The sequence below is a fragment of the Paenibacillus doosanensis genome, assembly GCF_025060755.1.
Classification (GTDB): Bacteria; Bacillota; Bacilli; order Paenibacillales; family NBRC-103111; genus Paenibacillus_S; species Paenibacillus_S doosanensis.
Map to the genome: position 1 here is coordinate 240,231 of NZ_JANYUY010000001.1, position 14,530 is coordinate 254,760.

Consider the following 14,530-nt stretch of genomic DNA (forward strand, 5'->3'; position numbering starts at 1 on the left):
CCTCGGACTTCATTTTACATGAAAAGCTCGGAAATCGCACTTCCCCGCTTCGATTCATTGAAATACGTCTGCAGCAGCGGCTGTTCGGGAAGCACGACGCGTATCGTCCCACGCTCATCCATCACGTAAACGAGATGGTACTTCTCCCGCATAAACAGGCGGACGATATCCGTCACTTTGCGCTTTCCGTGGACGACGATAGGCCGGGCGAGCGTCCCGCTATTCATCAGCCGGTTCAACGAATTTTCCCGGTGAATGAGGAAGCGCATAAAATGATAGGACAAGCCTTTGTATGCGTACCAATTGGAATAAAATAAAAACAAGCCGATCATTAGCAGATTCATCTGCAAGCCGCCGTACAGCATATGCAGCACCGACGCCGCTATCATGAGCCCGCTGAAAACAAGGGAGACGACGCAGCTAAGCGCGATAACCCGCTGATAAGGAAGCCACAGGCTGAGCAATGACTGCATAAGCTTCCCTCCGTCCAACGGGAGGATCGGAAGCAAATTGAACAAAGCGACGAACACATTCGCCTGAATGAAGTAGGCGCCCCATTCGCCGGAGATAAAGCCTGCCGATTGCAGCGCAAAAGCCGCTACGATCATCATACCATTTTGCAGCGGACCTGACACCGTTACAATAATTTCCTGCCAGACCGGGACGCTGGCCATTTCTTCCACGACCGCCACCCCGCCGAACGGCAGCAGTTGAACTTCTTTGACGCGCCAGCCGAAATTTTTGGCCGCTACCACATGGCCCCATTCATGAACGAGCACAATGACGAATAAGGTAGCCGTCTCTATAAAATACCCCGCAAGGACCGATAATAAAATGACGATGGAAAACAGCGGATGAAACCGCAGTCTAACCCCGAAGAGCGAGCCCCATTTAATCAAAATTCACCACATCCGCCGGATTGACGAACTTATTATCCTTGGACACCGCAAAATAGAAATACCCTGTCTGCTTGCTGCTATTTTTGGACACCGTCCCGATCGTCTCACCGCCCTTGATCCAGTCGTTAAGCGCAACTCTGCCCTGCTCCACCCAGCCGTACACGGATTGCATGCCGTTGGTGTGACGGATAATAATCGTATAACCGGTATCCTCTTTGTTTCCTACATAAACGACAAGTCCCGTATCCATCGCGGCCACCGGGGTATCCGGCTTCGTTTCCACCGTAATCCCCAAGTGGCTTGTCTCATAAGGAGCGATAATTTTGCCTTGAACCGGTGAAAAATAATGCTTCGACACCGCATCCACCTTCTGCGCTTCCTCCTGCTTGATGGAATTCAGCGCCGGCAGGAGTGACGGCGGCCCCCCGAATTGGCGCTCGTACCAAAGCGCCACCGATTGAAACTGGAACGATTCGTTAAGGGCCGAGCTGACCCACGCCTTGCCCTTGTTCGCGAGCGGATCGTTCCATTGGAACAATCCCCAAATGAGCGCGAACAATACGCAGCTGGCGACCAGCTTCCAGCGCAAGCCGCCTTTGGGAGGTGCGGCCCTGCTGCCGCCCGAGCGGTAATCGTCGTATTCGTAATCCTGCCGACCCAAATCCTGCTGCCATTTCCGCTTCCATACGTATTCGGGATCGTTCCACTGGTTCTCCTCGCCAAGCGGCGTCCCCCGCAGCTCCTCCGGCCTCTGATCCTGCAAGCGATATTCATCTTGAGGAGAAGGCTTCGGGGGAAAAGCGGCCATGGAAGGAACGCGGCGATCCGCCCCTTCCTGCAGCTCTCTTATGCGTTCCAACCTTCTTTGACGAATATTGTTTTTGGTGTTCATGCTTCGATTCCTCCCCGAAATTAGCGCCGAACCTTCATCGCCAGCCGGATACAGTCCGGGCTTGTATACTCTCATCTTATGAGCCGGGACAAGCGATTATGAGAGAAAAGCTATTTATCGATGCAAACCGGGGAATAGCGACCTCCATACCAATACAAAAAAACACCCTGCGCAGTCGCACAGAGTGTTACTCATTTTTTAATAGCTCGGCTCCTTCTCCTGATGAACGCGAATGCTCATCACCAGAGCGATACTAACCATATTAATCAGCAGCGACGTACCGCCGTAGCTTATAAACGGCAGCGTAATACCGGTTAGCGGCATAATGCCGATCAGCATGCCGACGTTCTCAAAAATCTGAAAGACGAACATCGAAACGACGCCGACAATGATATAAGCCCCCGCCTTGTCTCCGCATTGAATCGAAATTAAAATCATCCGGTAAATCAAAATAAAATATAGCAGCAGAAGGACTGAAGAACCGACGAATCCAAATTCCTCGGCCAATACGACAAAGATGGAATCGGAATAGGCGTAAGGAATGAAATGTCTGTGCACCGATGTCCCCTGCAAATATTTTTCTCCGGTTAATCCTCCCGAGCCGATCGCTTTTATCGAGTTGTCGACCTGGAACTTCTGGTCTTTGGTGGCGGAATCGGGGTCGATGAACGTATCGATCCGGGCGACCCAGTGCCCCTTTCCCTGCTCGGTAAAAAACGTTTTGATCGGATCATGGTAGTGGACGAACAAATAAAGGAACAGCATCAGCCCTGCTACGGCCAAGGCTACTCCGATCAAAAAGTGGAAATATTTAACGTTCCCGATCCACAGCATGCCGACGAAGACGACGAGAAAAATGATCGCATTCCCCAAATCGGGCTGGATAAGCACCAAAACGAAAGGCACAATCACGATGGCTCCGACCGGGACGACATCCTTCCAGAAGAACAGCGGATCGCCTTCCCTTCTGGCCAAAAAGGCCGCCAACCCGATAATGAGCAGCAGCTTCATTAATTCGGCCGGCTGAAACAGCAAGCCTCCCGGAAGCGAGAACCAGCTCTTCGCCCCGTTAATTTCCATGCCGAATTTATATACCGCAGCCACCAGAGCGAGCCCTGTAATATACAGGTAAGGCGATATTTTCACCAGGGCGCGATAATCCGCGAAGGTCACGCCGATAAACGCTAAAATGGCGATAATGTAAATCGTAACGATTTTTTTCATGTCAAATACGATATTCGGATCATCGAGCGTCGCGCTGTAAACGAGCAGCGTGCTGATGACCATAAAGGCCAGCAAAATGACTACGATCGGAATGTCTATTTTCTTCAGTTTATGCAGCAAACCCGATCATCCCATTCCCATAAACTTCTTCAGCTTGTGCAGCACGCCCTGTTTCTCGTCCATAGGCAGCAAAGGCACCGTATCTCCCAAGATGCGCCGCGCGATGTTGCGATAGGCGATAGCGGCCCGGGAACTAGGGTTCATCACCGTCGGCTCGCCCATATTAGCCGCCTTAATGACGTACTCGTCGTCCGGAACGATCCCGAGCAAATCGATGGCCAATACGGAACAGATTTCATCGATATCGAGCATTTCGCCTTTTTTGACCATATTCGCGCGAATGCGGTTAATGACCAGCTTAGGGGATTCGATCCGCTCGTTCTCAAGCAATCCGATGATCCTGTCGGCATCCCTTACGGCGGCATTCTCCGGGGTCGTTACAACGATCGCCTTGTCGGCGCCCGCGACGGCGTTCTTAAACCCTTGCTCGATTCCCGCAGGACAGTCGATAATGACGAATTCGAAGTCGCGCTTAAGCTCAAGAACGATATCGCGAACGGCTTCTGGGGAGACGGAATGCTTGTCTTTGGTCTGTGCGGCCGGCAGCATGTACAGCTCGTCGAAGCGCTTGTCCTTGACCAGCGCCTGCGCCAAACGGCAGCGGCCTTCCGCCACGTCCACCAAATCGTAAATAATCCGGTTTTCAAGCCCCATGACGACATCCAGGTTTCTCAGGCCTATATCGGTATCCACCATACATACCTTTTTACCCTGCAGCGCCAGTGCCGTCCCGATGTTGGCGGATGTGGTCGTCTTGCCGACGCCGCCTTTCCCCGAAGTTATGACGATAGCCTCTCCCATACGGTCCACTCCCTCTTCTTACTGCTTTGCAACCATCTTATGCATATGGTGTATTTTATCTATTTCCATCTTGCCGTTCTTGACGTAGGCATACTCCATGAACGCTTCGTTAATGCCCCATTCGTCCGGCGGCCTGCTGATGATCGAAGCGATCCTAAGCTGCGTCGGCCGAAGATGGGACGCGGCGATAACCGTCGATTCGTCGCCGTCGAAGCCGGCATGGGCCAGCCCCCTCAGCGAACCCATAATATAAATGCTGCCCGAGCTAATAATGCTGCCGCCCGGATTCACATCTCCGAGGAACAAGAGATTGCCCTCTTCCGTCAACGTTTGCCCGGAACGGACAATGCCTCTCACCAGCTTGATTTCCGGCATATGGAAAACGGACTCCATCGGGTCCGCAATTTGCGATTCAATCGATTGGATCAGCAGGTTCCCCTTTTGCGAGATGATCGAGCGGATCTGTTCCTTTTCCACATCCGACGCGGCCCGCTTCCCGAGCTTCACATGCACGTGAATAATCGGGCCGGTCAATATTTGCTGATGGGTTTTCTCCAGCTTATGCTGAAGCTCGCTTAACACTTCTCCAAACTCGCAGGTGTCGTCGAGCAAAAAAACAAGCCCGTCCTTAACACCTTTTATCGTCACATGATGCTTAACTGCGGCCATACACTCCTCCAACCTCCCAGCCTATACATTTCGGCTTTTTTCAGCAGATCTCCTTCTTTTTCGCTGAAAATTATTCCTCCGAGGCGGAAGACCCGCTGTGCATGCCCTCAAAAAGCTTTCTTACCGGGACATACACGATTAGGGCAAAGAGAAGATTGATCAGAGCGCTTGGGAGCATCTGATGGAGGAAAGCCCATTGCAAATCCAGATGCGTTGTCTGGAACAAACGGTACAGTCCGTATACGATCAATTCGTAAGCCAAGTTGCCGAGAACAATAACCAGCATGCTGACGACAATATTGGAATAAAGCCTGCGGTGCGTGAGGCCCGCCAAATAACCGGTCAAGCCGAGAGCGAACGAGATCGGCCCAAGCATAGGCGAGTAGTACATGATATCCTGCAGCAGCCCGAAAATAAGCCCGTACCAAAGCGCGGTATGCCGATTGACATAGAGTCCGATATAAAGAACGATAACCAGTATAAAATGCGGCGCCACGTAAACTCTGGATTGCCATACCCCGGGAATTAGCCATTGCAGCAGCGTTCCTTCCAAAATAAACAGCGCCCCGAGGATAATCCATAACCACTTCCGCGTCACTGGGTTTCCTCCTGCTCCGGAACAATGACTACAAATACTTCTCTCAGATGGTCGAATCGCGCGTAAGGCTGAATCTCCGCTTCATGGGAAATGCCGAAGTTGCCGGGCTTCCGCGAAATCACCTTGCCTACCGGAATCCCCTTCGGAAACACTTGGCCCAGTCCGGATGTGATGACTTCGTCCCCGACCTGCAGCTTATCGTTCGGGTCGATTTTGGTCATGATCAGCTTCTGGCTGGCAGGATCGTAGCTCTCGATAATGCCGAACGACTCGTTTTCGCGATTTTTGATCGTGACGGAAATCGCCTTGGACGTATTGGCCGTATCGTCGACTCCGCTGAGCAGCTGAACGTTCGAATAAAACGAAAACGTCTGCATGACCCGCCCGACCAGACCGTCTACCGAGACAACGGCCATATTCGGCTTGACTCCGTCCTTCTCTCCCAGGTTGATGCGAACCGTATTGTTCAGAGCGTCGGGGCTCAGCGCAACCACTTCGGCAATCCGGAACGTGTAGTTGTTGGCTTGCTTCTGCCGTTCGGTAAAGCCGAGCGCTTCCTGCAGCCGTTTGTTCTGCTGCTCAAGATCGTTTAGCCGCGTCGTGTCGCGCGCATATTTCGTCAACGTCTGCTTCAATACTTTGTTTTCGATAAAGATCGTACGCATTTGGTTCATATCCTCAAAGAAACCCGCTATATAGCCAGCGGGCTTATAAAACAATCCTTGTGTCCATGAAATCGTATCGCCCAAAAATTTCTCCGGCCAGGTCGTTTGCTGCCGTTTTCCCAGCGTCAAGCCCATCAGGGCGATGAAACAAATGAGGCCAAGCATTAGGATGAGCAGCCTCTTATTCCCCAATAATTTCAAAGCATACACCTTCTAACCTTTACCGCTTCATATTTTTAACGTCTGGATTTGCTCGTAGGACCCGATTTCATTTTGAACAGGTGGATGTTTTCAAGCGCTCTTCCCGTACCGATAGCTACGCAGTCAAGCGGATTTTCGGCAACCAGCACCGGCATTCCCGTTTCGCGGGACAGCAGCTTGTCCAGATTGCGCAGCAAGCCGCCGCCGCCCGTCAGCACGATACCGCGGTCCATAATATCGGCCGACAGCTCGGGAGGGCATTTCTCCAGCGTCACCTTCACCGCATCGACAATGCTGAATACGGTATCGCTCAGCGCCTCGGTAATTTCATCGGAAGTCACCGCCATCGTCTTAGGCAAACCGCTAACCAGGTCGCGGCCGCGAATTTCGAAGCGAACCGAAGGGTCCATCGGCAGCGCCGACCCGATCTCCATCTTGATCGATTCCGCAGTGCGTTCCCCGATCATCAGATTGTAAGTCCGTTTAATGTATTGCGTGATGGCGTCATCCATCTCATCCCCCGCAACGCGGATGGAGCGGCTCGTTACGATGCCGCCGAGCGAAATGACGGCCACTTCCGTCGTTCCACCCCCGATGTCGACGACCATGCTGCCCGTCGGCTCCCACACCGGCAAGTCCGCGCCGATCGCAGCCGCGAACGGCTCCTCGATCGTAAAAGCGTCGCGGGCTCCCGCCTGACGGGTCGCATCCTCCACCGCACGCTTTTCCACGGCGGTAATGCCGGAAGGCACGCATACCATGACGCTCGGATGACGCTGGAACAGCCAGCGGTCCTTTTGCGCCTGGCGTATAAAATATTTGATCATCGTAGATGTCGTGTCAAAATCGGCGATAACCCCGTCCTTCATCGGACGGACTGCGCGAATATTTCCGGGAGTACGGCCAATCATCATTTTTGCGTCGTTGCCTACGGCCTCGATGGATTTGGTATCGGTGCGCAGCGCCACAACGGACGGCTCCCGCACGACGATGCCTTTCCCCTTCACATAGACCAATGTATTTGCTGTGCCCAGATCGATCCCCAGGTCTTTCGTAAAACCACCAAACATTTTTGGTACTCCCTTCCTTTATGACTGCACGTCCAAACAAACTGCAAAAGACCCGTTTCCGACACATCTTGCATGTATAGCGATCCGGGCAAAAGCTGACATTCTCTGTCCCGTATTAACCTTCATTTTCTTTAAAAATGAGGAAAATTCCTCATCTGTAACTATTATATTACATCAAACCTTGCTCCTTCAAACTTATGTAACGGCGGTCGCCGATCACGACATGATCGAGCACGTCGATGCCTACGATATCTCCGGCTTCCACAAGCCGCTGCGTCATTTGAACGTCTTCGGAGCTTGGAGTAGGGTCGCCGCTCGGGTGGTTATGCACGCAAATGATCGAAGCGCTGCTTCTCTTGATCGCCGCCCGAAACACTTCCCTCGGATGCACGATCGATGCGTTCAAACTGCCCATCGACAGCGTTTCCTGCCCAATAACGTGATTTTTTGTGTTTAAGAACAAGCATACGAAATGCTCCTTCTGCAAATAACGCATTTCCTCCATCATTAAACCGGATACGTCTTCGGGCGAACGAACCGTGACCGTCTCGGTCATCCCGCTGCGCGCCAGTCTTCGCCCAAGCTCGATGCCCGCTTGAACTTGAAGTCCTTTGGCCTCTCCGATTCCTTTGATCTCGGTTAATTGCTGCAGGCTCATATCGACAAGGTTCCGCAATCCGCCGGCTTGGCTCAGCAGCCGCTGCGCCAAATGAACGGCCGATTCCTGCACGGTTCCCGTACGTAGTAGAATAGCTAACAACTCCGCGTTACTTAATGCTTGAGCCCCATACTGCATCATGCGTTCTCTTGGTCGTTCTTCGTTTGGGACATCGCGCAATGTCAAATTGGGCGATTCCATTCATTCCCCTCTTTCGTTAAAAAAGTCATTGAACCCTCATTATAGCATGACGAAGACTCAAATAACAGCAATGCCAAAACCGTTCAGCATATCGCTGAGCAGCGACAGCGGAAGGCCGACGACATTGAAATAATCGCCCTCGATCCGTTCGACGATCGTGGCTCCGAGCCCTTGAATCGCATAAGAGCCCGCCTTATCCATCGGCTCGCCCGTATCAATATAACGCTCAAGCTGGCTCCTCGTCAACGGCTTCATGTAAACTAATGTGACCTGATGAGAAACCGCCTCTTGTCCCGACTCCAGATCGATACAGGCTACGCCGCTGTATACCCGATGAGCTCTGCCCTGCAGCGCCGTCAGCATGCGCAGGGCGTCCTCCTTGTCCTTCGGCTTGCCGAGAACGGCGCCTTCCAGCACGACGATGGTATCGGAGCCGATCACAATGCCTTCTCTCTTGTTTTCTTGCTTATACATTTCGCAGACAGCCGCCGCTTTGCGACTGGATAATTGTTCCACGATGCCGGCCGGGCTAAGCCCCGGCTCCGTATCTTCATTCACGTCGCTCACGCGGATTTCGTAAGGCAGCATGAGCGATCTTATCAATTCCTGCCTGCGCGGCGACGAAGACGCGAGTATCAATTTTTTTTGTCCCAAATTCGACATATACAATCTCCTTGCTTTCGAAAAGTATGGAGGCGAGTCCCAGCCACTGGCGCGGTAAACAAATGACCCTTTCGCTCGTTTGTTCCCGAATGATTCAAACTGAGCCGCCAGGCGGCTACAGCTTCCGGTAAATCCAGAAGGACGCCGCCAGGCCGAGCAGGCTGATCAAATTCAGCTTCAATTGGATGTGAAAATCGTATTTTAGCACAAGCAGATCCGCCCGCGGCTCCCAGGCAAGCTCGACGGACTTCGTCAAAAACGACAGTCCGGGCACAGGCGCCAGCAGCTGGCCGACCAGCGCTCCGGCTACTAATCCTATGATAAGCAATAAAATAAAAGTAAATGTATTCTTTTTCATTCCGAATTCCCGTTCCTCTACCGAAATGTATGCTCACTCCGTCATTATAGCATAGATTTGGAGAATGTTACCTGCTTACAACGGGCATCGGCGCCTTGTACAATGAAATGAGGAGGGATTCGTTTTGAAGCGTCGGCCATTGACTATCATCTTGTTTTTCCTAGCGCTGTGGATGGCTCTTCCGACCTCGTCCTTCGCCGCAAAAATCGTTGTGGATGCAGGCCACGGAGGCTCCGATCCCGGGGCTGTCGGGGTAAACGGCCTGTATGAAAAAACCGTCAATCTCGATATTGCCCGCAAATTAAAGGATTTTTTGACCCAGCAGGGCTATGAAGTGGCTATGTCGCGGACGGACGATACTTACGTATCTTTAAAAGACCGGGTCGATTTTACCAACGCGCAGCATGCGGACCTGTTCGTATCGGTTCACGCCAATTCTTATTTCGATCCCGCGAGCCGGGGCGCTATGGTCTTATATTACGACTCCGCCTATCCTCAGGCGGATTACCCCGCGAGTCCGCAAATGGCGGCATTGACGCCAGAGAGCCGGAAGCTTGCGCAGTCCGTATTGGACAAGTTTGTTGAGACGACGGGCACGAGCAGCCTCGGGCTGATGGAAAGCTCCGTCTACGTCGTGCGAATGGGAACGATCCCGAGCATCCTCGTAGAGACGGCGTTTCTGTCCAACGCGCAGGACGCGGATTTGCTCGCTAGCGACAAAGCAAGAACGCAGATGGCCAAGGCAATCGCCCTTGGCATCGAAAATTATATGCCGCTTGACGGCAAATCGGCCGTATTCACCGATATTCGCGGCCATTGGGCCAGCGAGCCGATCGCCCGGCTGCAGCAGCTCGGCATTATCGACGGCGTCGGCAGCCAGTTTCAGCCGGATCGCGAGCTGACGCGCGCGGAATGGGTTACTTTACTGGACCGCGTCTTCGACTTGTCGAAGGCCCAAGCTTCCGCCGCGACCGGCCAATGCGCGGCAAGCGGCACCGTAACCGGCGAGGTGTACGGTCCGAACGCCTGCAGCGGCGTCGCCGCGACGGAACGCTTCAAGGACGTGGCCCCGGGACACTGGGCCTATGCTACCTTGAACAAGGCCGTCAGAGCCGGCGTGCTGGACGGCTACGCGGACGGGACGCTCCGCCCCGACCAGCCGGTCACGCGCGCGGAGGTGGCCGCGATGTTCCAGCGGCTCGCGCTGCCGCTGGACGGCACCGCCGCTGCGGGCACGGCGCCGCAGCCGTTCCGGGACGTGCCGCCCGAGCACTGGGCGGCGCAGGCGATCGCCGGCCTCAAGCAGGCCGGCTGGATCGACGGCATGACGGCGGACCGGTATATGCCGGACCGCCGCATGAATCGCGCCGAAGCGGCGGCATTGCTCGACCGCTACGTGCAAAGCGAAAAAACCGCGTCGCCGAAGTGACGCGAAGCTTCAGGCAGCTTGGCCGGCGCTCGCGCCAAGCCGCCTTAGGAACAAGTGACGTAATGCTCTGAAGCTTATTCCGTCCGCATCCAGCCTACGCTGGATCGGCGTCTAACCCTTCCTCTGGGATCGTTCTATGGGGTAGGCTTTACTTTCGGGGGAGAACCCGGATATCCACAGGATATGGCTGCGCATCATTTCCTAAACAACCAAACAAAGACGAACGGGCTGCCGTCAGGCTGATCCCGTTCGTCTTTGTTTGATTTGCGCTATGCCGCGCGGCCCTTCGGCGATTCGTCATCGCCCGTCTTGCTTACTGCACAGCAACCGCGGCCCGCAGCTCCTTCTCCGCCACGACGTACTGCATCAGCGCCGTCTGCGCCTGCCACATGTACGCTGCCGCGGGATTTTTCCTGTATTCGTCGACCGAGACGACCGCCGTCTGCATCGCCGTATTCATTCGCTGCACGATCGCCTTGGCATCGTCGGCCAGTCCTTCGTTTACTTGAGCGTTCAGCCCGATCCAGGCCTGATGCGCCGTTTTGACCGATTGCACGGCCGCCGCATCGGCGGGGGTCGGCTTCGCTTCCGACAGATGAGCTACGGTAAGGGGAGCGATTGTTTGCAGCAGACTATCCCCTTGGTTGATAAAGCTTGGAAGCGCGTCGGCCGTCTTGCCGCTCCATTTCGCTTTGCTCACGGCGGGCAAATCGACATTTTTAACGATGACATCGATATTTTTCTGCTTGAACTTCTGGGCGAGACCGAGCGCTTCGTCCCGAGTCATCGATATCCCGACGTAAACGGGATATTTGTCTCCGCTGTCGCGGACGGCGACGAATCCTTGCTTCTTCAGATCGGCCTGAGCCGCATCGGCGCTTTGCGGCGTGCTGAATACGCCGCTTTGCAGGAAGCTGTAGGTTTTGGCCGGAATGGTTACCGCGGCGCCCGCCGCGGCCGATGCCGGAACCGCAGCCCCTGCCGCATCCTGCTTAACTCCGCCGCCGGCCTGATTCACTGCGGCGGGTTGGCCGGACAAAGCGTCCTTCGCGGCTTTTTCCGGCGAATCCCCGGAGAACATCGACAGCACGAAAAATCCGAAGGCGATGCCGGTTACAATCGCTCCGGCTACCGAAGTCGCTACTTTCAGCCAGGATGTATTCGGCTTCGGCGGACTCGATACGAAGACAGGGTCTTCGGGAATATACCATTGATGATCGCGAATAGGCTCCTGAGGCGGCACATAATCGCCGCTTCCAAACGCTCCGGCGTCCCTGTCTCTTCCTTCCGAATGCTCCTGCGGCTGCGACCTGTTCGTCTTATGATTGGCCGATTCCCGGATAATCCGCTCCACTCTGTTCGTCTCCGTATCGAAGGAGCTCTGCCAGCCGCCGTAATCGGTCGTATACGGATTCAGCTGCTGGGCGTCGATAAGCGGCGCTTTGCGCTCCGTTTCGGAAGCGGTTGTCGTCTGCATTCCGTATACTTTGTCCAGATTCGTCAAGCTCTCCGGCTGGCGCTCCTCCACAACGCGGTATTCCTCTACATGAAGAGGAATGACCGGCGGTTCCTCTTTCACCGTCCGCTCGGCGTTTTGCTTCCGTCCAGGGGTAGTATGATCAAATCGAAACGTCATTTTGCTCCTGCTCATTTCTACTTCTCTCCCTTGTCCCGTTTTCGTATTACTAGACTATGAGAGAGTCGTCCTAATTAGAACAGGCAAGTCCGATTTCGATGGATCGCCCTTCAGATCTTAGTTGGCCGGAGGCGTGAATACGCGCTGCGAGAATTCGGTATCGAGCACGAAGAACGCGTTGCTGTCCTTATCGATCCGTTTGAGCTTGTGGATGATGCTGTCAAACATCGCTTCCTCCTCCACCTGCTCGTCGATAAACCATTTCAGAAAGTGAATGGTCGCATGCTCGCGCTCGTTCAGCGCAATGTCGGACAAATGGTAAATCCGTTTCGTTACGGTCTGCTCATGCTCGTAGGCCTGCTCGAAGGCGTGGAGCATCGACCGGTATTCGTTATGCGGGTGATCCATTCCCGTGATCGTCGCCCGACGGCCGCGGTCGTTCAGAAACTTGTATATTTTCATTGCGTGAAAACGTTCCTCTTCCGCTTGCACGATAAAAAAGTTGGCAAATCCGTCCAAGCTTTCGCCCGAGCAATAAGCGGCCATCGCCAAATACACGTGGGAGGAATAAAATTCAAAGTTCATTTGCTCGTTTAGCGCTTCGCTTAATGCATCGTTTAACAAACTAACACGACCTTCCTTAATGGTTTGGTATTCTACCCTATTATACATAAGCCTTTCATCCGATCAAATACCGCAGCTCGTCATACAGCTTATCGGCCGAGGAGGCGCAGACGATTTTCGTCTTGCCGACCATCACCATACACTGCTTGGAGCAGAGCTTGCAGTTGCCCAGACAATCTTTCTTCTTCTGCTTAATGTCCGGAAATTCCTTCTTGATCGTCTTATATACGCTCTTGGAGCCCCGTTTTAAATTGCGGCAGCAGTATTTGATCTTCTTCATAAGGCTTCCCTTCTTTTCCTATATTTCATTCAAATGATAATAGTTCTCATTATCATTGTCAATTGGTTCGGAGACGGAGACAAGCCAATTTTTTTAGGCGTCGAAACAAAAGAAAAACCGCATCGGAGAGTGACCTCCTTGCGGTTATCGTCTTATTGCGAGCTTGCTTTCGCTTCCAGCGCTCTGGCCAACCCGTCGGCGGCCTTCCATATGTCGCCTGCGCCCATAGTCAGCACCAAATCTCCGCGCTTCACATGAGACAGCAAGTAGGTTTGCACCTCTTCCTTGCTCGGAATGTAGCGCACGTTCGCATTGCTGTTCTGGCGGATCAGCTCGACCAGCTTCGCCGAGGAAATGCCTTCAATCTGTTTCTCTCCGGCCGGAGAGTATATATCCGTAATGATGACTTCGTCCGCTTCCGGGAACGCGCGGCTGAACTGCTCGAACAGGAAATAGGTTCGGGTATAGCGCTGCGGCTGGAATACGGCCGTAATTTTTTTCCCTGTCGCTTTGGCCGCGCTGATCGTCGCTTCGATCTCCGTCGGATGATGGGCGTAATCGTCGATCACGAGGATGTCGTTCACCTCGCCCAGCACCTGGAATCTCCGCTTCGCGCCGCGGAAATCGGTAATCGCCTCGGCCACCTGTCCGAACGCAAGTCCCGCCTCCATGCAAGTAATCAGCGTGGCGAGCGCGTTGTACACGTTATGCTTGCCCGGCACCGACAGCTTGATCGTTCCGAGGTGCTCTCCCCGGCGAACGACGTCAAAGCGAACCTTGCGGTCGCCCAAATCGATATTGCGCGCTATATAATCGGCATCCTGCTCTTCTATGCCGTAAGTAATGACCTCGCTTTGAATATCGGGGATCATCTGGCGCAGGTAAGGGTCGTCTTTGCATACGACCGCATTGCCGTCCGCCTTGACCTGGCTCAAAAATTGGGCGTACGCTTTTTTCAAATTTTCAAAGTCGCCGTCATAGTTTTCCAGATGGTCGGCTTCGATATTGTTCACAAGCGCAATGGCGGGATGATACTGCAGAAAAGAGCCGTCGCTCTCGTCGGCCTCCGCCACGACCCAATCGCCTTGTCCCGCTTTGGCGTTGCTGCCCACGTTCATAATTTCTCCGCCGATAATGTAGGTCGGATCCTGCTTGCACTGCTCCAGCACGAGGGCGATCATCGACGACGTCGTCGTCTTGCCGTGCGCTCCCGCTACGGCGATTCCCTTCTTGGCGTTCATTAATCGCGCCAGCATTTGGGAACGGTGCAAAATCGGTATGTTCAGCTTCTCGGCTTCGGCTATCTCTACGTTGTCTTTGGACAGCGCGGTCGAATAAACGACGACATCCGCCCCTTTGACATGATCGGCCTCATGACCGATAAACACTTGAGCTCCTTTGGCGACAAGCTTTTCCGTCAGCTCCTGCCGCGCCAAATCAGACCCCGAAACATGGTAGCCCATTTCCAGCATAACCTTGGCGATAGCACTCATGCCATACCCGCCAATACCGATAAAATGGATGTGCTCTGTTGTATTCACG

16 protein-coding genes are annotated in these 14,530 nt (G+C 53.8%); 1 reads left to right on the top strand and 15 read right to left on the bottom strand.

Annotated elements, in window-relative coordinates; translation table 11 throughout:
* Positions 1 to 14 precede the first annotated feature (14 nt).
* The 11 genes from N0M98_RS01085 to N0M98_RS01135 all read right to left on the bottom strand — a co-directional run bounded on the left by N0M98_RS01085 (position 15) and on the right by N0M98_RS01135 (position 9,019).
* The gene (locus N0M98_RS01085) at positions 15 to 899 is read right to left on the bottom strand and encodes a M50 family metallopeptidase (protein WP_249862265.1); all 885 of its coding nucleotides are present in this window, start codon (positions 897 to 899) and stop codon (positions 15 to 17) included.
* Positions 892 to 1,791 (bottom strand): M23 family metallopeptidase, encoded by a 900-nt coding sequence (locus tag N0M98_RS01090; protein ID WP_259616689.1) that lies wholly within the window; start codon positions 1,789 to 1,791, stop codon positions 892 to 894. Before N0M98_RS01090 ends, N0M98_RS01085 begins: the two co-directional genes overlap by 8 nt.
* A 198-nt stretch (positions 1,792 to 1,989) precedes the next feature.
* A complete protein-coding gene (locus N0M98_RS01095) occupies positions 1,990 to 3,135 on the bottom strand; it encodes an FtsW/RodA/SpoVE family cell cycle protein (protein WP_249862263.1) in 1,146 nt (381 codons plus the stop codon).
* 6 nt (positions 3,136 to 3,141) lie between these two features.
* Positions 3,142 to 3,936 (bottom strand): septum site-determining protein MinD, encoded by a 795-nt coding sequence (gene minD, locus N0M98_RS01100; protein WP_249862262.1) that lies wholly within the window; start codon positions 3,934 to 3,936, stop codon positions 3,142 to 3,144.
* A gap of 18 nt (positions 3,937 to 3,954) precedes the next feature.
* On the bottom strand, positions 3,955 to 4,605 hold the full coding sequence (gene minC, locus N0M98_RS01105; protein WP_259616690.1) for a septum site-determining protein MinC: 651 nt from the start codon (positions 4,603 to 4,605) through the stop codon (positions 3,955 to 3,957).
* A gap of 70 nt (positions 4,606 to 4,675) precedes the next feature.
* Positions 4,676 to 5,203, bottom strand: coding sequence for a rod shape-determining protein MreD (gene mreD, locus N0M98_RS01110; protein ID WP_249862260.1), 528 nt, complete (start codon positions 5,201 to 5,203; stop codon positions 4,676 to 4,678).
* On the bottom strand, positions 5,200 to 6,069 hold the full coding sequence (gene mreC / locus N0M98_RS01115; protein ID WP_249862259.1) for a rod shape-determining protein MreC: 870 nt from the start codon (positions 6,067 to 6,069) through the stop codon (positions 5,200 to 5,202). Before mreC ends, mreD begins: the two co-directional genes overlap by 4 nt.
* A 35-nt stretch (positions 6,070 to 6,104) precedes the next feature.
* On the bottom strand, positions 6,105 to 7,139 hold the full coding sequence (locus N0M98_RS01120; protein ID WP_249862258.1) for a rod shape-determining protein: 1,035 nt from the start codon (positions 7,137 to 7,139) through the stop codon (positions 6,105 to 6,107).
* A gap of 169 nt (positions 7,140 to 7,308) precedes the next feature.
* On the bottom strand, positions 7,309 to 7,998 hold the full coding sequence (gene radC / locus N0M98_RS01125; RefSeq protein ID WP_249862257.1) for a RadC family protein: 690 nt from the start codon (positions 7,996 to 7,998) through the stop codon (positions 7,309 to 7,311).
* Between the two features lie 57 nt (positions 7,999 to 8,055).
* Positions 8,056 to 8,661, bottom strand: a complete 606-nt coding sequence (locus N0M98_RS01130) for a Maf family protein (protein ID WP_259616691.1) — start codon at positions 8,659 to 8,661, stop codon at positions 8,056 to 8,058.
* 115 nt (positions 8,662 to 8,776) lie between these two features.
* Positions 8,777 to 9,019 carry a DUF4321 domain-containing protein gene (locus tag N0M98_RS01135; RefSeq protein ID WP_249862255.1) on the bottom strand — a complete coding sequence of 81 codons (243 nt, stop codon included), beginning with the start codon at positions 9,017 to 9,019 and terminating at the stop codon, positions 8,777 to 8,779.
* A 124-nt stretch (positions 9,020 to 9,143) separates the two neighbouring features.
* Here N0M98_RS01135 and N0M98_RS01140 point away from each other — a divergent pair, with 124 nt between their 5' ends.
* Entirely contained in the window at positions 9,144 to 10,448 is a 1,305-nt protein-coding gene (locus tag N0M98_RS01140; protein ID WP_259616692.1) for an N-acetylmuramoyl-L-alanine amidase, read from the top strand.
* A 313-nt stretch (positions 10,449 to 10,761) separates the two neighbouring features.
* On the opposite strand, the gene N0M98_RS01145 is transcribed toward N0M98_RS01140, so the two are convergent.
* The 4 genes from N0M98_RS01145 to murC form a co-directional block, all read right to left on the bottom strand.
* A complete protein-coding gene (locus N0M98_RS01145) occupies positions 10,762 to 12,099 on the bottom strand; it encodes an SPOR domain-containing protein (RefSeq protein ID WP_249862253.1) in 1,338 nt (445 codons plus the stop codon).
* A 102-nt stretch (positions 12,100 to 12,201) separates the two neighbouring features.
* Positions 12,202 to 12,708, bottom strand: a complete 507-nt coding sequence (locus N0M98_RS01150; protein ID WP_249862252.1) for a ferritin — start codon at positions 12,706 to 12,708, stop codon at positions 12,202 to 12,204.
* A 55-nt stretch (positions 12,709 to 12,763) separates the two neighbouring features.
* Complete coding sequence (locus tag N0M98_RS01155) at positions 12,764 to 12,988, bottom strand: DUF1450 domain-containing protein (protein WP_249862251.1); 225 nt, start codon at positions 12,986 to 12,988, stop codon at positions 12,764 to 12,766.
* A 152-nt stretch (positions 12,989 to 13,140) separates the two neighbouring features.
* Positions 13,141 to 14,529 (bottom strand): UDP-N-acetylmuramate--L-alanine ligase, encoded by a 1,389-nt coding sequence (gene murC / locus N0M98_RS01160; RefSeq protein WP_249862250.1) that lies wholly within the window; start codon positions 14,527 to 14,529, stop codon positions 13,141 to 13,143.
* Position 14,530 lies beyond the last annotated feature (1 nt).